We start from the raw sequence: 20,018 nt of genomic DNA on the forward strand, positions 1-20,018 counted from the left end.
GCACATATAACATCTATATACGAAGCCATTGTCTGAACCTCTACAGACAATGGCTTTTTTATTTATCGCTAATAACTATAAAATTATCATTTTAAAAAATATTGTCTGTATGAAAAATGGCGAAAATTGACCCAAAAATGTAAATTTGTGTAATTGTTAATCAATGAGTATTTAGTAAATAAATAACAGAGCTATTTCGTATTCATTTGTGGCGATAACTGAGCCTAGCCAAAATATGGTACTAATAGAGCCATATATTTAGCACATAGGATAGGTGAAGTATGGCGTTTTATGGCGATACAGATGCGCAAGAAACCCAAGAATGGCAGGACGCATTTGATTCAGTTTTACAGCACATGGGAACTGACCGCGCTGCATTTTTGCTTGAAAAACTCTATCAACAAGCGATTGCTAAGCACGTTCCCATTCAGCGACTAAATACTCCTTACTTAAATACCATTTCAGTTGAAGAACAGCCACCTATGCCAGGTGATTCGGATATGGAGCGCCGTATTCGTGCGTTGATCCGCTGGAATGCCTTAGCGATGGTACTGCGTGCCAATAAAACAGGTGATGACTTAGGTGGTCACTTGGCAAGTTTTGCATCATCTGCAACTTTATATGACGTGGGCTTTAACCACTTCTTCCGTGCCAATAGCGACAGCTTTGGCGGTGACATGATCTATTATCAAGGTCACTGTGCACCGGGTATCTATGCACGTTCGTTCTTAGAAGGTCGTTTGACTGAAGAGCACTTAAATAATTTCCGTCGTGAAGTTGGCGGTAAAGGTTTGCCGTCATACCCACATCCATATTTGATGCCAGATTATTGGCAGTTCCCAACCGTATCGATGGGTCTAGGTCCAATCATGTCGATCTATCAAGCACACATCCAAAAGTACTTGATGAATCGTGGCCTGATCAAAGAAGAAAACCGTAAAGTTTGGGCTTACCTCGGTGATGGTGAAATGGATGAGCCTGAAAGTACAGGTGCCATTTCACTTGCAGGTCGTGAAAAGCTCGACAACCTAATTTGGGTCGTGAACTGTAACTTACAGCGTCTAGATGGCCCAGTTCGTGGTAACGGTAAAATTATTCAAGAACTTGAATCATTGTTCCGTGGTGCAGGCTGGCGGGTAATTAAAGTGGTATGGGGTCGTCATTGGGATCCGCTACTGGCAAAAGATGATTCAGGTGCCTTAAAAGCGGTGATGGAAGAAGCGGTTGATGGTGACTTCCAACGCTATCAAGTGAAAGGCGGTGCGTATACGCGTGCACATTTCTTTGGTAAGTATCCTGAAGCTGAAGAGTTGGTGCGCAACTTAAGCGATGAAGATATTGATAACCTGAACCGTGGTGGTCATGACCCATTCAAAGTGTATGCGGCTTATGCCGAAGCGATGAAGGAAACGGGTCAGCCAACAGTTATCTTGGCAAAAACGGTCAAAGGTTATGGTTTGTCGGAAGAGATTGAAGCAGTCAACAAGACTCATCAAATCAAGAAAATGCAGCTTGAGTCGTTGAAATACGTGCGTAACCGTTTCAACTTGCCATTTACCGATGAACAGCTTGAAGAAGTGCCATTCTATCGTCCGAGCGAAAACTCGCCTGAATTGAAATACATGAAGGCGCGTCGTGAGGCATTGGGTGGTTATTTACCTGCACGTCGTAAAGAAAGTGAACAACTGGCGATTCCTGAATTGTCTGTGTTTGATGCGGTACTGAAAGGCAGTGGTGGTAAAGAGCAATCGACGACCATGTTGATGGTACGTTTGATTTCATCATTATTGAAAGAAAAAGCCATTAAAGACCGTGTCGTACCAATCGTGCCAGATGAAGCGCGTACTTTCGGTTTGGAAGGTATGTTCCGTCAGTTGGGGATCTATGCTGCGCATGGTCAAAAATATACCCCTGAAGACCAAGAACAGTTGATGCATTACCGTGAAGCCAAAGATGGTCACATGCTACAAGAAGGGATTAACGAAGCGGGTGCGATGAGTGCTTGGGCTGCGTTAGGAACAAGTTATTCAACCAATAACTTGCCAATGATTCCGATGTATATGTACTACTCGATGTTCGGTTTCCAGCGTATTGGCGATATTGCATGGGCGGCAGGTGATGCGCAGGCGCAAGGTTTCTTGCTCGGTGCAACTGCGGGTCGTACAACACTGAACGGTGAAGGTTTACAGCACCAAGATGGTCATTCACATATCTTGGCAAATACGATTCCAAACTGTATTTCTTATGACCCATGTTTTGGTTATGAGTTGGCAGTAATCGTACATGATGGTTTAAAACGCATGTACGTGAACCAAGAGCGCGTGTTCTATTACTTAACAGTAATGAATGAAAACTACGAACACCCTGCTATTCCTGAAGGTGCTGAAGAAGGCATTAAACGTGGTATGTATCTCTTCGAAGAAGATGAGAAAGCAACGGTTCAGTTGATGGGTTCAGGTGTGATTCTGCGTGAAGTGATTAAAGCAGCGAAAATCCTTCGTGATGAATATCAAATTCATTCAAATGTGTGGAGCGTCACTAGCTTTAACGAATTAGCTCGTGATGGTATGGCGTGTGAAGAATACAACCGCCTACATCCATTGGCTGAAGATACGAAAGAAGCTTGGATCTCTCAATTACTTCGTGAAAAAGACGGTATTGTGGTATCGGCAACCGATCACATGCGTGCTTATAGCGAACAAATCCGTGCTTATCTTCCAGACAATCGTCCGTTCGTTGCATTAGGCACAGATGGTTATGGTCGTTCAGATACACGTGGCAACTTACGTAGCTATTTTGGTGTTGATGCCGCACATATTGTGGTAGCAACATTGAAAAAACTCGCGGATGAAGGCGAAGTTGATGCGCGTTTAGTCAAAGATGCCATCTCAAGCTTTGAACTAGATACTGACCGTCCAGTGGCATGGGCTCCGCAGGAAACGCCGGAACTGCATGCTGTGGCTGACTACAAAGAGGAGAACTAATCATGCGAATTACGACTCCTGATATTGGTGTAGATAAAGCAACGGTCGCTGAGATTTTAGTGAAAGTCGGCGACACCATTAGCGTTGATGACAGCATTGTGTTGTTAGAGTCTGACAAAGCCTCTGTTGAAGTGCCAAGCACTTCGGCAGGCGTGGTGAAAAGCATTGCAGTTAATCTAGGTGACAGTGTTGCTGAAGGTGCTGTGCTGATCGAGTTGGAAGCAGAAGGTCAAAGTACTGCTACCGCTGAGCCAGTACAAAATGCAACTGAAGACCAAGCAGCAGAACCAACTCCGGTTGTGGAAGCAGAACAAGCTGCAGCAGCACCTGTTGCAGCCAATGCTCCTCAGTCGCAAAGTGTCGATGTGCAAGTCCCTGATATTGGCGTAGAAAAAGCTACGGTAAGTGAAATTTTGGTCTCTGTTGGTGATGAGATTGATGTTGATCAAAGTATTATCGTGGTGGAATCAGACAAAGCGACAGTCGAAGTCCCAAGTACTGTATCAGGCCGTGTCGAATCGATCACGATCAGTGCTGGCGATGTAGTGAAAGAAGGTGTAGTGATTTTAACGGTGAAAACGGCGGCTTCATCTGCTGCGGTTAAATCGGCTGCTGTGCAAGAAACTGCACAGCCTGTTGCTGCACCTGTTGTTGCAGAAGCAACACCAGCGCCGTCTACGGCTGCAGCGTCTGGACCTGTTGAAATTGCAGTGCCTGACTTAGGTGTTGATAAAGCAGCAGTGGCTGAAATTTTAGTCGCTGTGGGTGATGTGGTTGAAAAAGACCAAAGCATCATCGTGGTGGAATCAGACAAAGCAACGGTAGAAGTGCCAAGCTCTACCGCTGGTAAAATCACCGCGATTCATGTTCAGTTAGGGCAAAGTGTCTCTGAAGGCGTCGCTTTAGTGACGATTGAAGCCGAAGGTCAAGCTGTTGCAGCACCTGCACCAGCGCCAGCAGCGAAACCTGCACCAGCTGTAGCACAGCCTGCGACAGTTGCACCTAAAGCTGAAAGCAAAGTTGAAGCAGCAGCACCGCAACCACAAGGCGCAGATAAGCTCACCAAAGAGCAAAATGCTGCCAATGCCAAAGTGTATGCAGGTCCGGCCGTTCGTAAGCTTGCACGTGAATTGGGTGTGGTTTTAGCAGAAGTCAAAGCATCTGGTCCGCATGAGCGTTTAATGAAAGAAGATTTATTCGCTTATGTAAAAACCCGTTTGACCACTCCGCAAGCTGCACCAGCAGCGCAAGCTGTGGCACAGGTTTCAGGTTTGCCGAAGTTGCCAAGTTTTGATGCTTTTGGTGGTGTCGAAGAGAAAGTTTTGACACGTTTACAACAAGTGTCGATCCCGCAATTGTCTTTAAACAACTTTATCCCGCAAGTGACACAATTCGATGCTGCGGATATTACCGATCTTGAAGCTTGGCGTAATGATTTAAAAGCTAACTTTAAGAAAGAAGGTATTGGCTTAACCATTATGGCTTTCATCATCAAAGCAGTGGCTTATTTGTTGAAAGAAGAGCGTGAATTTGCAGGTCATTTGTCTGATGATGGCAAGTCAGTATTGTTACGTAATGAAATCCATATGGGGATTGCCGTTGCCACGCCTGATGGTTTGACCGTACCTGTACTGCGTAATCCAGATCAAAAATCCATTAAGCAGATTGCAATTGAGTTGGGTGAGCTGAGTCAAAAAGCACGTGACAAAAAATTGTCGCCGAAAGATTTACAAGGTGCGAACTTTACCATTACCAGTCTGGGTTCAATTGGTGGCACGGCATTTACACCGTTGGTCAACTGGCCACAGGTGGCGATTTTGGGTATTTCACCTGCAACCATGCAGCCAGTATGGAATGGTGAAAGCTTTGATCCACGTTTGATGCTGCCGCTGTCATTGTCATACGATCACCGTGTAATTAATGGAGCGGATGCTGCACGTTTTGCCAATAAACTGACGAAGCTGCTCAAAGATATCCGAACTTTATTGATCTAATATGACCTGTTTAAGTTTCAAAATGAACCCTGCTTTGGCAGGGTTTTTTTATGGCGTCGTGGTGGTGGACTGACAAAGCCAATCCGGAAGTTCAATGGGTGAAGGGTAGAGCTTTAATGCCGAGTTTGCGTTGAGGTTATAGGTGAGTGGAAGCGTACGATGTGGGTGCGCCGTCGACCAAAGCTTATGTCGTAAATGTTCAAAGCGTTGGAAGTCTTTTAAAAATAAACCCCAAAACTTTTCATAATGCCCCAGTTCTTGCACATGTTGATGTTGATACGCATGTGTTTGGCCCTGTTGGTGCTGGAAGTCATAGCCCATCAGCCAAATACGCTGCGGTTGAAAGAGATGTGCGAGTGAATAGGCTTGAAGGCCGCAATTATTACCATACACAAAGTACGGTGAATGAAATAACTCCGCTTGCGTATCGATACGCACGGTTTTAAGGTTAATCACTTCATGTTCAGGATATGGCCGGTTGTGACCTAAACCACATCCGCTAATGATGTCACCTTGAAAGCAGGCTTTGAGCATGGGTTGATAGTGTAACCACCATGCATAATCTGAATGATGGGCAATTTGAGCCAGAGGAAGTTGAAGAAAACTTTGATTACAGCAAATGATTAGCAGCTTTTTTGAAGGGTGAATGGTGGTTAAGTCGAAATTGAGCTGAGATGGACCACCTGCAATGATTAATACATCCTGCACATGCATATAGTGTTGAATAAATTCTTGAAATTTTTGATTATTGTTTTGCATATCAAATTGAGTCATCGAAAATTAAAATTGCGAAAACATGCATTCCTCGCTAGAATAGCATTACTTCATTGGGGAGTAGCCGCTTTTTACGCAAAGTAAAAAGGTGATGGTCAACATATTTGCTCTAAAACGAGCATGGTCATCATAGCAAAGAACCAAATGAGCTCTTCGTAGCTTTCTTTTGTTGGCAAGACCTTTGATTTATCACTCTGCACATTGGCTAGCAGGAGGGATAAGTCATCGGTATATGTTATTGCTAGCCAGAGAAATGCACCATGTTAACCGCTTTCTTCATTTCCCTTGCTGTTGTTGCCCTGTCAGAAATGGGCGATAAAACACAATTACTTGCCTTACTGCTTGCTGCACGTTTTCGTAAACCCGTTCCGATCTTAATTGCAATTTTCCTAGCGACTGTGGTGAACCACGGGGTTTCTGCTGTGCTGGGTCAATGGATTACCACCGTTTTAAGCCCAATCGTTTTATTGTGGATCGTTTCTCTGGGCTTTATTGCTATGGCGGTGTGGATGTTGATCCCCGATCAATTGGATGATGAATCTGAAAGTATCAATAAATGGCAAAAATATGGGGTTTTTGGTGCCACTTTCGTGTTGTTCTTCTTGGCTGAAATTGGGGATAAAACCCAAATTGCTACAGTTGCACTGGCAGCACGCTTTGACAGTATTGGCTGGGTGACTTTGGGGACGACATTAGGCATCATGTTGGTTAATGCGCCTGCGGTATTTATTGGCAACAAACTAGCTGAAAAACTACCGATTTCACTGATTCATAAAATTGGCGCCCTAGTATTCTTGGTGATTGGTTTGGCTGCGTTGGCACAACACTATTTATTTTAAATACTAATCTCACCATATTAAAAATACATGAAATCCTGAGTTAAAAACTCAGGATTATTTGCCAATAAATGAGACCCAATTCACTGATATTTCAGATAATATTGACTGAATATTTATTGTAAGTTTCCCTAAATAAATATATGTTATTCACCTATAGAATATATATTTTTTGATAAAAAATTTGGGGAATGGGAATGGCTTTCGAACGCACAACATCACAGGTACTTTATGATGATGGAAAGCATAAATGTATTAGCTTTACCAGTTTGGTAAAAGGCGAGGGCGTACAGGCGAACCAGTTCCTGATTTTGGATAATGAGCGCGCAGCGGTGCTCGATCCGGGTGGTGACTTGACCTATGTCCCACTGACTATGGAACTGAATAAATATACCCGTTTGACTAATCTTGACTATGTGATGGCCTCGCATCAGGACCCAGACATTATTACCTCGATGCCACGTTGGTTGGTTTATACCGACGCCAAAGTGGTGGCATCTAAACTGTGGGCGCGTTTCTTACCACATTTAAACTCTGCATTTATGAGTGACCGCATGAAAGGCAACTGGTTGGATCGTCTGATCGAACTGCCAGATCATGGGCAGGTGATTGCATTAGGTAACAGTCATTTGGTGGCTGTTCCTGCACATTTCCTACATTCGGTTGGTAACTTCCAATTTTATGACCCGATTGCCAAAATTTTATTCTCAGGGGATATGGGCGCATCTATGGTGGACGACGCCTCTAAACCTTTAGAAAATTTTGCCGCTCATATTCCTAAAATGAAAGGCTTCCATCAGCGCTATATGTGTTCGAACAAAGTGATCCGTCTGTGGGTCAACATGGTACGGACGATGGATGTGGAAATGATCGTACCGCAGCACGGGACGCCATTTATTGGTAAAGAACAGATCAACCAATTCTTAGATTGGATCGAAACCTTACAATGTGGTGTCGATTTAATGGATGAGACAGTTTTTACTTGCCCAGTATAATGACTTGAAAATTTCAAAAAATAATTGAGTTTGCAGATAACATTTTTTAATATTTTTCGTCCATAAAATAAGCTTTTAGATGACGAGAATAGATAAAAATGTTGTCTCAAATACCGACTCAGGATGCATGTTTAACCTGTGGAGCATGTTGTGCTCACTATCGCGTTTCTTTTTATTGGGCAGAAGGGCTAAATATGCCTGAACATTATACGGAACCTGTGACATCGGTGTATTCATGTATGGTGGGTACGAATCAGGCAAATCCACGTTGTATTGCTTTGGGTGGAGAAGTAGGCAAACAGGTGAGTTGTAACATGTATGAGGCACGTAGTTCATCTTGTAAAGAAGTTCAAATCGCCGATGAGCAATGTAATAAAGCACGCATCGCGCATCAAATGATTCCATTGATCAGTATTCCACTGCATGACGCTGAAAATGACGAAGATTTCGATCAAGTCAGTTAAGGCTTTATTTCCAGAATAAATTTATTGAAATCTAAGAGGTAGAATCTTCGGATTCTGCCTGTATTGCACTGGATGCTGACCAACCCCCAGAGTATTCTTGCTGAAAACAGCATATTCGATGGTTAATATTGAAAACTCCGTAAAGAATTGCCGCAATTAAAATGAAAATTGAACGGAAATTTGTATATAATGGCTCACGGAAATTACCAGCGAGACTGTTATGTTGACCATCGTTCAAGAAGCCCTAACCTTTGATGATGTCTTATTACTCCCTGCCTATTCTACTGTTCTCCCAAAAGATGTCTCTCTTAAGACACGTTTCACACGTGGCATCAATTTGAATATTCCACTTGTTTCTGCTGCAATGGATACTGTGACTGAATCACGTATGGCGATTGCAATGGCGCAAAACGGTGGTATCGGTATCCTGCATAAAAACATGGATATTGCTGCACAGGCTGCAGAAGTTCGCCGCGTGAAAAAATTTGAAGCAGGTATGGTGAAAGACCCAATTACCGTTACACCAGAAACTACTGTACGTGAGCTGATTGCTTTAACTCAAGCAAATAACATCAGCGGTGTACCAGTGGTGAAAGACGGTCAAGTGGTGGGTATTGTTACTGGTCGTGACACTCGTTTTGAAACCAATCTTGAGCAACCTGTTAGTAACATCATGACAGGCCATGATCGTTTGGTGACTGTTCGTGAAAACGAATCAAAAGAAAATATCCAAGCATTACTTCAAAAACACCGTATTGAAAAAGTCCTTGTTGTAAATGACAACAACGAACTGAAAGGTTTAATCACGGTTACTGATTTCCGTAAAGCTGAAAACTATCCAAACAGCTGCAAAGATGACTTAGGTCGTTTACGCGTTGGCGCTGCAGTAGGTACAGGTGCAGAAACACCAAGCCGTGTAGAAGCATTGGTGGAAGCAGGTGTTGATGCGATTGTTGTTGATACAGCACATGGTCACTCTGCAGGTGTAATTGAACGTGTACGTTGGGTAAAAGCCAACTATCCACAAGTTCAAGTGATTGGCGGTAACATCGCGACTGGTGATGCAGCTCTTGCATTATTAGATGCTGGTGCAGATGCAGTGAAAGTGGGTATTGGCCCAGGTTCAATCTGTACTACACGTATCGTTGCTGGTATTGGTATGCCGCAAATCTCTGCGATTGACAGCGTTGCCAATGCACTAAAAGATCAAATTCCATTGATTGCAGACGGTGGTATCCGTTTCTCTGGTGATATGGCAAAAGCGATTGGTGCCGGTGCGAGTACCATCATGGTAGGTTCATTGATGGCGGGTACTGAAGAAGCACCGGGCGAAGTTGAATTCTTCCAAGGTCGTTACTACAAAGCGTATCGTGGTATGGGTTCATTGGGTGCGATGGCAGGTGCTACAGGTTCTGCTGACCGTTATTTCCAAGACTCAAAAGCAGGCGCTGAAAAACTTGTACCAGAAGGTATTGAAGGTCGCGTACCGTACAAAGGTCCAATGGGTAACATCGTTCATCAAATGATGGGTGGTTTACGTTCATCTATGGGTTATACCGGTTCTGCGGTGATCGATGACTTACGTAAAAATGCACAGTTTGTCAAAATTACTGCGGCAGGTATGTCTGAATCTCACGTACATGACGTGACTATTACTAAAGAAGCACCAAACTACCGTGTTGGTTGATATTTAGTAGCTTTTAGCCGAAAAGGCCGTCATTAATATGACGGCCTTTTTGTTTTTGGTGTAAAGTATTTGCAGTAAAAAGTGATGATTAAGATCACCATTAAGAAGTGAGTACAACATGAGTTATTTTGGTACAGATGGCATTCGTGGCAAATTCGGTGAATTGCCTATTACCCCTGAATTTGCATTAAAACTAGGATTTGCCGCAGGTAAAGTATTAAAACAATACAGTAAAAAAGCAAAGCCCATCGTTGTACTAGGTAAAGATACCCGATTATCGGGCTATATTTTAGAGTCAGCATTACAAGCTGGTTTAAACGCAGCAGGTGTTTATGTTCATTTGTTGGGTCCATTACCTACACCCGCAATTGCCCATTTAACCCGTGCATTACATGCCAGCTTAGGCATCGTGATCTCGGCGTCGCATAATCCGTATTTTGACAATGGTATTAAGTTCTTCTCGAGCGAAGGTAAAAAATTGCCGGATGAAATTCAAGAAGCTATTAACAAAGAACTTGAAAATGACTTGGTGATCGAAGACCCTGCAAACTTAGGTAAAAGTGTGCGTGTAAAAGATGCCAATGGTCGTTATATCGAGTTTTGTAAATCAACCTTCCCGTACCATTTTGACCTGACAGGCTTAAAAATTGTGGTGGACTGTGCCAATGGTGCAGCCTATAGCGTCGGCCCTTCGGTGTATCGTGAACTGGGTGCAAAAGTGATTGCGCTGTTTAACGAACCAGATGGTTTAAACATCAATAAAGACTGTGGTTCGACGCATCCTGAGTTTTTACAAAAAGCAGTGGTTGAACATCAGGCAGATTTAGGGATCGCTTTTGATGGTGATGCCGACCGCGTGATTATGGTCGATAAAAACGGTCAGCAAATTACTGGTGACCATATTCTTTATATTTTAGCCACTCAAGCGAGTCAAAAACCTGCGGGTATCGTGGGTACCGTAATGAGCAATATGGCGCTTGAAATTGCTTTAGATCAAGCCAAAGTGCCGTTGCTTCGTGCCAAAGTTGGTGACCGCTATGTTCTACAAGGCCTAGAAGAAAAGGGCTGGGTAACGGGCGGTGAACCATCAGGTCATATCTTGACTTTGGACAAGAGCACCACAGGTGATGCGATCATTGCTTCACTTCAGGTGTTAACGGTGATGGTTGAGCAAGGTAAAGCTTTGCATGAATTGGTGGAAGGGTTTGAGTTATTACCAAATGTCTTGGTGAATGTTCGCTTGGCTGCGATGTTTGATCCCTACGCCGTACCTGCACTGGTGAGCGAGTTTGAAAAAGCTGAAGCTCAGCTTAAAGGGCGTGGTCGCATCTTGATTCGTAAATCAGGCACAGAGCCGGTCATTCGTGTCATGGTTGAAGGTAATGACCTTGAAGAAGTCACCGCATTGGCAAATCATTTGGCTGATGCTGTTCGTGCCAATGCAGCTTAAATCAAGAGGGGAAATTGCATGAATGATGTGATTAAGGACTTAAGTGAACTGCGTTTAACTTATCAAAAAGGTGAGTTGCATGAAGATCAGGTGAACCGTGATCCACATGAGCAGTTTTTATTATGGTTTAACCATGCCTTAGCAGCACAATTGCATGAACCCTATGCTATGTCTTTGGCTACGGCAAATGCCCAAGGCCGTCCGCACGTGCGGACGGTCTTGTTGCGCGGTGCGACCCATGCAGGTTATGACTTCTACACCAACTATGACAGTCAAAAAGGTAACGATCTGCTCAATAATCCTTATGCAGAGTTATTGTTTTATTGGCAAGAGCAGGAACGTCAAATTCGGGTCAGTGGTCGTGTGGAAAAGATATCTCTCGAAGAATCGACAGATTATTACCATAAACGACCGCGTGATAGCCAAATCGCAGCGCACATTAGCACTCCACAAAGTGGTGTTATTGCCAGCCGTGAAGAATTACAACAGCGATTCCAAAATTTGCATGATCAAGTGGAAAGCAAAGAGGTATTGGCGAAACCTGAGTTTTGGGGTGGCTATCGTTTAGTTCCGGATTATTATGAATTTTGGCAAGGCCGTCCGAATCGTTTACATGACCGCTTGAGTTATAAACTACAGGATGGTCAATGGGTTTTACAGCGACTGATGCCATAAATGTCTAAACTTTTAATTCAACAAAGACCCTATTTGACGCGCCCTGAAGATATTCAGGGCGTTGCCCCGTTTATTGCTGATTTATTGGCACGTCGCGGGGTTTCTTCCGCACAAGAGCTGGAATTGAAGCTTAAGCACTTACATGCGCCAAACTTAAAGGGTTTAGAGCAAGCGATTGAAATAATCGATCAAGCAATTGATACTCAAAAGAAAATCGTCATTGTTGGTGATTATGATGCCGACGGTGCGACCAGTACTGCATTGATGGTCTTGGCACTACGTGATATGGGTGCGGATGTTGAATATCTGGTTCCAGATCGTTTCAAATATGGTTATGGTCTGACACCTGCCATTGCTGATTTGGCCTTCGTGAGCTTTACTCCAGATTTGCTGATTACGGTCGATAATGGTATTTCGAGCCATGCTGGTGTAGCACAGGCACAGGCGCATGGTATGCAGGTGATCATTACCGACCATCACCTGACCACAAAGGAAACACCACAAGCAGAAGCGGTGGTAAATCCCAATCAATTGGGATGTGAATTTCCAAGTAAAGCCTTGGCTGGCGTAGGTGTTGCATTTTATGTGTTGGCAAATTTGGCCAGTATGCGCAAAAAAAATGCTAAATCCACAGCCAACCTCAGCCAATATTTGGATTTGGTGGCCTTAGGTACTTATGCTGATGTTGCAAGTCTAGATCTGAATAATCGGATTTTGATCGATGCTGGTTTGAAGCGGATACAGCAAGGATTATGTCGTCCAGGAATCAGTGCATTATTGGATATTGCCGGTCGTGATCCTGCACAGTTAAAAGCACAGGACTTGGGCTTTGTGGTCGGCCCACGACTCAATGCAGCTGGGCGTATGGAGACTATGGATATTGGGATTGAGTGTCTGATTGCGGCAGATTTAAGTACGGCTTATCCGATTGCGCAGCAGTTGAATCAACTCAATATTGAAAGACGCCAAGTCGAAGGGCAGATTAAACAGGAAGCTCTGGCTGAGTTAGAACATATTCAGCTTGATCAGGATAACTTACCTGCAGCCTTGATCATGTTTGAACAGCATTGGCATCAAGGGGTGATTGGGATTGTTGCAGGGCGTTTAAAAGAACAATTCCATAGACCTGCAATCGTCTTTGCCGCAGATGAGGATGGCGTACATATTAAAGGCTCTGCGCGTTCGATCGAAGGTATTCATATTCGAGACAGTATTGAGCGTATTGCTGAATTACATCCGCATTTGGTGAGTCATTTTGGCGGGCATGCTGCTGCGGCAGGACTAACCATTCAAAAGCAGCATTTTTCTGAATTTAAAACCGCTTTTGAAGCACTCATCGCTGCGCAAGATGAAAATTTATTTCAGGCCACTATTTGGACAGATGGCGAATTGCCCGATTCGGCCATTAATGTCGAAACCGTCGATCTTTTGCAAAATTTAAGTCCATGGGGACAAAAATTCCCTGCACCGGTCTATGAAGGCCTATTTAAAGTTTTAGATTATCGTTGGTTGAAAGATGTGCATCTGAAATTAAAACTTGCTTTAGATAATGGCTTAATGGTGGACGCAATTGCATTTAATGCGGCAGAAAAATATGAATTTAATCCTATGCAAGATAAAATCCGCTTGGTCTACGAACTCGATAAAAATGAATTTAGAGGAAATGTCAGTGTTCAATTGAGAGTTCTACACTTGGCTCAATAAATTCTATTTTTACAGGCAAATAAAAAAACCGCTCAGAAGAGCGGTTTTTTTATGGTTTTGACTTCAATGGATTAGAAGCGGTATTTCGCTGCTACACCAAATGAATTGTAGTCATTGTTGCCAACTTCACCGAAACCAACACGACCTTCAAGGCTCACTTGTTGGTTGAAGAATTTACGTGCATTGATCCCTACTTCGTTACGATCAGTGACATCGTTGTTGTAGTAGTCAGCACCAACACTGAATGTTTTGTCGATGAAGTAATCCGCTGCTAGATTGAATTCATCTAGATCACCGAATGCTGCACCCGCTTCAAGGTTGATGTCTTTACCATTGCTTAGTGTAGTGACATATTTTGCACGAAGTGTTGGATCTACACCGTCGTCATCGTCATTGTCCCAACCTTTTAGACCGGCAGCAACTAAGAAACCAGGTGCAGGAAGGTAACCCACTTCAGCTGCATAATAAGTTGTATCGTTGTCTACTGTGCCGAATGGAGTGTCAACTTCGACATTATTACGGCTTACATCACCAGATACATAGAAATCTGAGTTTGGTACGAAGTATTCGATACCTACGCCATAAGTATTGTCGTCAACATCGCCACGGTCAGCGAAAGTTGCATGTGCATTTACGTTACTTGCACGGTTTAAGAATGCAGCTTCTGCAAGAGGAGCGTTACGAGTTTGAACAGGGTTGAAGTAATAAGTACCGTTTACACCAAATTCACTGCCAGAGCTTCCATTATCTGGGTCGATGTAACCAGCTGAAGCGCCCACTTCTGCTTGATAAGCATGAGCTGTACCTGTAATAGCAAGTGCAGAAAGAAGTGCTGAAGCAATTGCGAGTTTTTTCATGGAAACTACCCCTCTAAATTGTTTGGCTAAATTTAATACATTTTTTGTTACAAGTTTTAGTCTAGAGAATTTTTAAAGATGGTCAATCGCTGCAAAGTTGCAGAACTGTGTATTCGGTAATTTTATGTAATTTTAATAATTTAAGATATTGAAAAATATATAATTATTATTAATGTTTTGTTTTATTAAAACTGTGTAGATATTATGAATTTGTAGACTATTTGGTCAACAACTGGACTTTTTTTAAAGTAAATATTACATCCAAAAGAAAAAAGCACCTCAAATTTGAGGTGCTTTTTTAATGCAAACTTCTAATTCAAACGAAATTAGAAACGGAAAGTTGCATTGATGTTGAACGCTTGAACGTCATCACCAAAACCAACTTGACCACCGATTGCTAGGTTCGGGTTAAGGAAGTATTTTGAACGGATAGCGAAGTAATCTGTATCTTCTTCACCGTTATCAACGATGTTATAAGCTGCACCCACGCTAAATGCTTGGTCGAAGTAGTAGTCTGCACCAATCGTTGCAGAATCAATGTCACCAAAAGCACCATCTGCTTCAAGGTTGATGTATTGACCATTGTTCAAAGGCGCAACATATTTTGCTTTTACAGCAAAACGGTTGTCGTCATCACCATCTTCAACTTTAACGCCGTCAACACCAGCAGCTAAAAGTAAATTAGAAACAGGTAAGAAGCCAACTAATGCACGATAAGTTGTTACATCATAGTCGTCTTTATCAGAACCTGACCAACTTGGCAATTTATAGTTTTCTTTGTACTTAACTCGAGAAGTACCAATTTCACCATTTACATAAAATTGTTGATAGTAGTATTCGATACCAGCCGAAATTGAATGTACATCTTGTTCATCAGTTTCAGTACCGAGTTCAACGCCATCAAAAATTGCGAAATCAACACTTTCTTTGCGATTAAAAGCGTATTGCGCATAGACGTTGCTATTATGCCCAAGGAATGCGGCTTCATTTAACGGACCATTACCAGTTTGTACTGAGTCAAAATACAAAGTGCCTTTTACATCAACAGAATGATCTGAATCTGTATAGTCATCATCCCAATCAGTATATGTATAGCCACCATCAATTTGGGCATCATAAGCAAATGTTGATGAAGTGATAACAGCTAATCCTAGTGCAAGTAATGTCTTTTTCATAAAACCCTCGAAACATTATTGTTGTAAATAAAATGTAATAAATAGTAACGCGAGCGTATTGTTCATATTATGTGCATTGAAGTCAATGATTTGGATGATCAATCTGGCTGAATCTGTGCAAATTCTCTGTGATATAATAGGCGGCTATTTAAGCCAAATTTTTTGATTGAGAGTAATTCACGTGGAAATTAATCCGTATCTATTACAGCTAAAAGACTTAAACGACCGTGGTCAAACATTACGGGGGTATCTTTGACTACGATCTGAAAAAAGAGCGTTTAGAAGAGGTTCTACGTGAGCTGGAAGACCCAGCAATTTGGAATGATCAAAGCCGTGCGCAAGCAATGGCGAAAGAAAAAGGTGAACTAGAAAACGTCATTAACGTGCTCGAAGGCCTTTCAACTCAACTAGAAGATGCCCAAGCGATGCTGGATCTTGCGGTTGAAGCAGAAGAAGAAAGCTTACTTGCGGATGTGCAAGCAGAGTTAACTTCAGCGGAAGCAGAACTTGCGAAATTAGAATTCCGTCGTATGTTCAGTAATCCGATGGACCCGAACCCATGCTATGTCGAAATTCAAGCGGGTTCTGGTGGTACTGAAGCACAGGACTGGGCATCCATGTTACTGCGCATGTATCTACGTTGGATTGAACGTCATGGCTTTAAAGCAGAAGTGATGGAAGAGTCTGATGGTGATGTGGCAGGGATCAAGTCTGCAACGATCCGTGTAGAAGGTGAGTATGCATATGGTTGGTTACGTACAGAATCTGGCGTACATCGTTTAGTCCGTAAGTCACCTTTTGACTCAGGTAATCGTCGCCATACTTCATTCTCAGCGGTTTTTGTATCGCCTGAAATTGATGACAATATTGAAATTGAAATCAATCCAGCTGATGTACGTACTGATACCTATCGTGCATCTGGTGCGGGTGGTCAGCACATTAACAAAACAGACTCTGCGGTACGTTTAACTCACGCTCCAACAGGGATTGTGGTGGCATGTCAGAACCAACGTTCACAGCACGCCAACCGTGACCATGCATGGAAACAGTTACGTGCAAAATTGTACGAACTTGAAATGCAAAAACGTAATGATGCGGCACAAGCGTTGGAAGATACCAAGTCAGATATCGGTTGGGGCAGCCAAATTCGCTCATACGTTTTAGATGACTCGCGTATTAAAGACTTACGTACCAGTGTGGAAAGTTCAAACACCGGCGCAGTACTTGATGGTGATTTAGATAAGTTTATTGAAGCCAGCCTCAAACAAGGTTTGTAATTTAAATTTATATAGAAAACAAAGTTCTATCTGTTCTTGATTAATATATCTAAAAAAATCGATATAAAAATCGAAAAAATACGATATAGTGTATTCAAGATGCTGAATAGAACTTTGTTGTCCAAATTTTTATTTAATTAAACCCGTTTAAATTATGGATATTGATTTAATTTTTAAAGCACTTGCCAATCCGACTCGACGTCAAATCTTGGAATGGTTAAAAACACCAGAACAGTTTTTGTCAGAAGAACAATGTGGCGGCTTTAATCGTGGTGTATGCGCTGGCAATATCGAAAAACTCGGTAATGTTTCGCAGTCTACGATGTCTAATCATTTGTCTGTGTTACAACAGGCGGGCTTAATTCAAGCCGAGAAATATGGTCAATGGTCGTATTTTTCACGCAATGAAGAACTCATTCAGCAATATATTGATTATCTGCAGAACTCACTTTAAATCATTTTTCGCATTTGAAGTGTCAGGCGAGACATATATGGCTGAACTTAATACTCCTCTCATTTTGGGTGATTTACACCTCAAAAATCGCGTTGTAATGGCGCCACTAACCCGTAGTCGTGCAACCATTGACCGTGTTCCAACGCCGATGATGGCTGAATATTATGCACAGCGTGCAAGTGCTGGATTAATCATTTCAGAAGCAACAGTCATTTCAGAAGCAGCTAATGGCTATTTGCAGACGCCGGGTTTATTTACCGATGCTCAAGTTCAGGGCTGGAAATTGGTGACCCAAGCCGTACATGAACAGCAAGGTTTAATTGTGGCACAATTGTGGCATGTCGGACGTGTCTCACATCCCGATCTTTTGAATGGTGATACACCAGTTTCTGCCAGTGCGGTACAACAGGCGGGTTATGTCAGTCTGCTTCGCCCAAAACGCGAATATGTCGTGCCACGTCCATTAGAGATTGCAGAAATCAAAAGCATTGTAGAACAATACAAACAGTCTGCGATCAAAGCCAAAGAAGCGGGATTTGATGGTGTGGAACTGCATGCGGCCAATGGTTATTTGATCGATCAATTCCTACAAAGCAAAACCAATTTACGTGAAGATGAGTATGGTGGTTCTGTAGAAAACCGCGCACGTTTATTGCTTGAAGTGGTGGATGCGCTGATTGAAGTGTGGGGGGCAGGTCGTGTAGGTGTGCATCTTGCGCCGCGTGGTGATGAACACGACATGGGCGATCATGATCCACGTGAAACCTTTGGCTATGCCTTAGAGCAGTTGGGGCAGAGGAAGATTGCATTTTTCTTTACCCGTGAATATCTGGCGGATGACAGTATCAGTGATTATCTGAAACAGCGCTCAAATGGTGTGCCATATATTGCCAATATGCGTTTAAGCCGTGAAGATGCTGTAGATTTATTGGCCTCAGGTAAAGCCGATGCGGTGTCTTTTGGTAAAGCCTATATTGCCAATCCAGATTTGTTTGAACGTTTGCTGGCGAATGCTGCACTGAATGAATTGCAGTTGGAAAATATGATTGGAACAGATGTTGCCGAAGGCTATATTGATTATCCAAGCATGAAAAATAAATTTGGTTCAGGTCGTTCAACCTATTAATCGACACTTGAATACGCATTATCCATTAACATGTGGATAATGCTCTGATATATTCTGCCGATTCAAACCGTTTTTGAGCGTAATAATTTGACTACTCCTTTTTGGTATAACGCAGCTTTGGCACTGATTAAGCCGCTATATCAATGGCGCCTCAAAAAACGTGCTGAAGATCTCCAACTATATCAGCAAGAGTGTCTTGAGCGCTTTGGGCCATTTCAGCCGGTTAAAAACCGCGATGCAATTTGGTTTCATGTGGTTTCCGTAGGAGAAACCAACGCTGCACAGCCGCTGATTGAACATTATCTCAAAGCAGGTCATCCGGTCTTAGTCACCAATACCACCAAAACCGGACAAGCGCGTGCGAAACAATTATTTTTAAAAGCACCGTATGAATCACTGTTTCAGGCCGTGTATTTGCCGGCAGATCAAAAAAAGTTAGTCCGTCGTTTTATCGAAAAATATCAACCGAAAATGTTGGCTCTGGTCGAAACTGAACTCTGGCCAAATTTGATGATTGAAGCCGATCAGGCCAACGTTCCGTGTTTATTGATTAATGCCAGATTATCTGAAAAATCGGCGAAGGGTTATGGCAAAGTCCCGAGTTTGACGCAGCCGATGCTAAAGAGTTTAAAACAATTATTGGCGCAAGATCAGGCAACTTTAACGCGATTTATTGGGTTGGGTGCAAACCCGCATACCAGTCAGGTCGTCGGTAGTATCAAGTTTGATATTCATGCGCCCGATAGCTTTGTGCAACAAGCAGCGCAGTTACGAAAAGATTGGGCTTTACAAGAGCGTAAGATCATCACCATTGCCAGTACGCATGCACCAGAAGAACAAAAACTGCTCGCGGCACTGCAGCCGATTTTGCAACAACAGCCTGAGCTGTTATGTATCGTCGTACCACGTCATCCTGAACGCTTTGATGAAGTTTTTGTAGAAGCGCAGAAACTGAATTTACGCACACAGCGCCGCAGCCTTAATCAGACCATTTTGCCTGATACACAAGTGTATTTAGCAGACAGTATGGGTGAAATGTGGTTGTGGTACGCATTGAGTCAGGCTTGTTTTGTGGGTGGATCGCTCAATGAACCTGGTGGTGGGCACAATATTTTAGAGCCGATCGCGTTAAATGTGCCGACAGTTTTGGGTAAGAATTATTTTAATTTCCAAACCATTGTGGATGAATTTGTAGCGGCCCATGCGGTTGTGGTTGTGCGGGATTTCGAGCAGGCGGCCAGTGCATTGGTTGACATCATTCAAAATACTGCGAAAGCTCAGGCTTTAAATGATGCAGCTCAGCTGATTATGCAAAAGAATACTGGGTCGCTGCAAAAGCATATTCAGGTGATTGATCAGTACCTTTAAGTTTTAATTTTGCGATACATTAATTTTTATTAGGCAAGTTTTATCACGGCCTTATTTTATGGTGATCGTTGAACATCCTATTCGTAGGCATAATCTACTTTTAAAGGATTAAAAGTAGCAAAAATCCTCTGTACGCTGAAGGTACTTCCTGTACCTCAGCGCACAGGCGACATCCATGTCGCCTGTCCTCAATGACAT

The 20,018-nt window shown here is 42.8% G+C and carries 16 protein-coding genes and 1 riboswitch; of the genes, 13 read left to right on the forward strand and 3 right to left on the reverse strand.

Going from position 1 to position 20,018, the window contains the following annotated elements:
• The first annotated feature begins 281 nt into the window (after window positions 1-281).
• Window positions 282-2,984: a pyruvate dehydrogenase (acetyl-transferring), homodimeric type gene (aceE, locus tag AVJ20_RS05560; RefSeq protein ID WP_078193212.1), complete on the forward strand. Its 2,703-nt coding sequence runs from the start codon at window positions 282-284 to the stop codon at window positions 2,982-2,984.
• A gap of 2 nt (window positions 2,985-2,986) precedes the next feature.
• Complete coding sequence (locus tag AVJ20_RS05565) at window positions 2,987-4,978, forward strand: 2-oxo acid dehydrogenase subunit E2 (protein ID WP_111884466.1); 1,992 nt, start codon at window positions 2,987-2,989, stop codon at window positions 4,976-4,978.
• A 48-nt stretch (window positions 4,979-5,026) separates the two neighbouring features.
• On the opposite strand, the gene AVJ20_RS05570 is transcribed toward AVJ20_RS05565, so the two are convergent.
• Complete coding sequence (locus AVJ20_RS05570) at window positions 5,027-5,737, reverse strand: methyltransferase type 11 (RefSeq protein ID WP_162689737.1); 711 nt, start codon at window positions 5,735-5,737, stop codon at window positions 5,027-5,029.
• A gap of 58 nt (window positions 5,738-5,795) precedes the next feature.
• A riboswitch (yybP-ykoY riboswitch) is annotated at window positions 5,796-5,938 on the forward strand.
• Window positions 5,939-6,012: 74 nt separating this feature from the next.
• Here AVJ20_RS05570 and AVJ20_RS05575 point away from each other — a divergent pair.
• The 7 genes from AVJ20_RS05575 (at window position 6,013) to recJ (ending at window position 13,563) form a co-directional block, all read left to right on the forward strand.
• Window positions 6,013-6,591: a TMEM165/GDT1 family protein gene (locus AVJ20_RS05575; protein ID WP_078193209.1), complete on the forward strand. Its 579-nt coding sequence runs from the start codon at window positions 6,013-6,015 to the stop codon at window positions 6,589-6,591.
• Between the two features lie 194 nt (window positions 6,592-6,785).
• The gene (locus AVJ20_RS05580; protein WP_111884468.1) at window positions 6,786-7,583 is read left to right on the forward strand and encodes an MBL fold metallo-hydrolase; all 798 of its coding nucleotides are present in this window, start codon (window positions 6,786-6,788) and stop codon (window positions 7,581-7,583) included.
• A 98-nt stretch (window positions 7,584-7,681) separates the two neighbouring features.
• The gene (locus tag AVJ20_RS05585; RefSeq protein ID WP_078193208.1) at window positions 7,682-8,047 is read left to right on the forward strand and encodes a YkgJ family cysteine cluster protein; all 366 of its coding nucleotides are present in this window, start codon (window positions 7,682-7,684) and stop codon (window positions 8,045-8,047) included.
• Window positions 8,048-8,267: 220 nt separating this feature from the next.
• Window positions 8,268-9,734, forward strand: coding sequence for an IMP dehydrogenase (gene guaB / locus AVJ20_RS05590; protein WP_078190562.1), 1,467 nt, complete (start codon window positions 8,268-8,270; stop codon window positions 9,732-9,734).
• 118 nt (window positions 9,735-9,852) lie between these two features.
• Entirely contained in the window at window positions 9,853-11,184 is a 1,332-nt protein-coding gene (gene glmM, locus AVJ20_RS05595; RefSeq protein ID WP_111884469.1) for a phosphoglucosamine mutase, read from the forward strand.
• A gap of 18 nt (window positions 11,185-11,202) precedes the next feature.
• The gene (pdxH, locus tag AVJ20_RS05600) at window positions 11,203-11,859 is read left to right on the forward strand and encodes a pyridoxamine 5'-phosphate oxidase (protein ID WP_111884470.1); all 657 of its coding nucleotides are present in this window, start codon (window positions 11,203-11,205) and stop codon (window positions 11,857-11,859) included.
• Window positions 11,860-13,563: a single-stranded-DNA-specific exonuclease RecJ gene (gene recJ / locus AVJ20_RS05605; protein WP_111884471.1), complete on the forward strand. Its 1,704-nt coding sequence runs from the start codon at window positions 11,860-11,862 to the stop codon at window positions 13,561-13,563.
• Between the two features lie 71 nt (window positions 13,564-13,634).
• On the opposite strand, the gene AVJ20_RS05610 is transcribed toward recJ, so the two are convergent.
• Window positions 13,635-14,420, reverse strand: coding sequence for a putative porin (locus tag AVJ20_RS05610; protein WP_111884472.1), 786 nt, complete (start codon window positions 14,418-14,420; stop codon window positions 13,635-13,637).
• 326 nt (window positions 14,421-14,746) lie between these two features.
• Window positions 14,747-15,595 (reverse strand): porin, encoded by an 849-nt coding sequence (locus tag AVJ20_RS05615; protein WP_111884473.1) that lies wholly within the window; start codon window positions 15,593-15,595, stop codon window positions 14,747-14,749.
• Window positions 15,596-15,776: 181 nt separating this feature from the next.
• Between AVJ20_RS05615 and prfB the strand changes: the two genes are divergently transcribed.
• The 4 genes from prfB (at window position 15,777) to AVJ20_RS05635 (ending at window position 19,820) form a co-directional block, all read left to right on the forward strand.
• A protein-coding gene (prfB, locus tag AVJ20_RS05620) for a peptide chain release factor 2 (protein WP_111884474.1) occupies window positions 15,777-16,872 on the forward strand; the annotation gives its coding sequence in 2 pieces (ribosomal slippage) (window positions 15,777-15,848 and window positions 15,850-16,872; 1,095 coding nt in all).
• A gap of 154 nt (window positions 16,873-17,026) precedes the next feature.
• Window positions 17,027-17,326, forward strand: coding sequence for an ArsR/SmtB family transcription factor (locus AVJ20_RS05625; RefSeq protein ID WP_078190555.1), 300 nt, complete (start codon window positions 17,027-17,029; stop codon window positions 17,324-17,326).
• A 37-nt stretch (window positions 17,327-17,363) separates the two neighbouring features.
• Window positions 17,364-18,452, forward strand: coding sequence for an alkene reductase (locus tag AVJ20_RS05630; protein WP_111884475.1), 1,089 nt, complete (start codon window positions 17,364-17,366; stop codon window positions 18,450-18,452).
• Between the two features lie 87 nt (window positions 18,453-18,539).
• On the forward strand, window positions 18,540-19,820 hold the full coding sequence (locus AVJ20_RS05635; RefSeq protein WP_111884476.1) for a 3-deoxy-D-manno-octulosonic acid transferase: 1,281 nt from the start codon (window positions 18,540-18,542) through the stop codon (window positions 19,818-19,820).
• Window positions 19,821-20,018: the final 198 nt, after the last annotated feature.

Source organism: Acinetobacter sp. CFCC 11171, from assembly GCF_003268405.1.
Lineage (GTDB): Bacteria > Pseudomonadota > Gammaproteobacteria > Pseudomonadales > Moraxellaceae > Acinetobacter > Acinetobacter amyesii.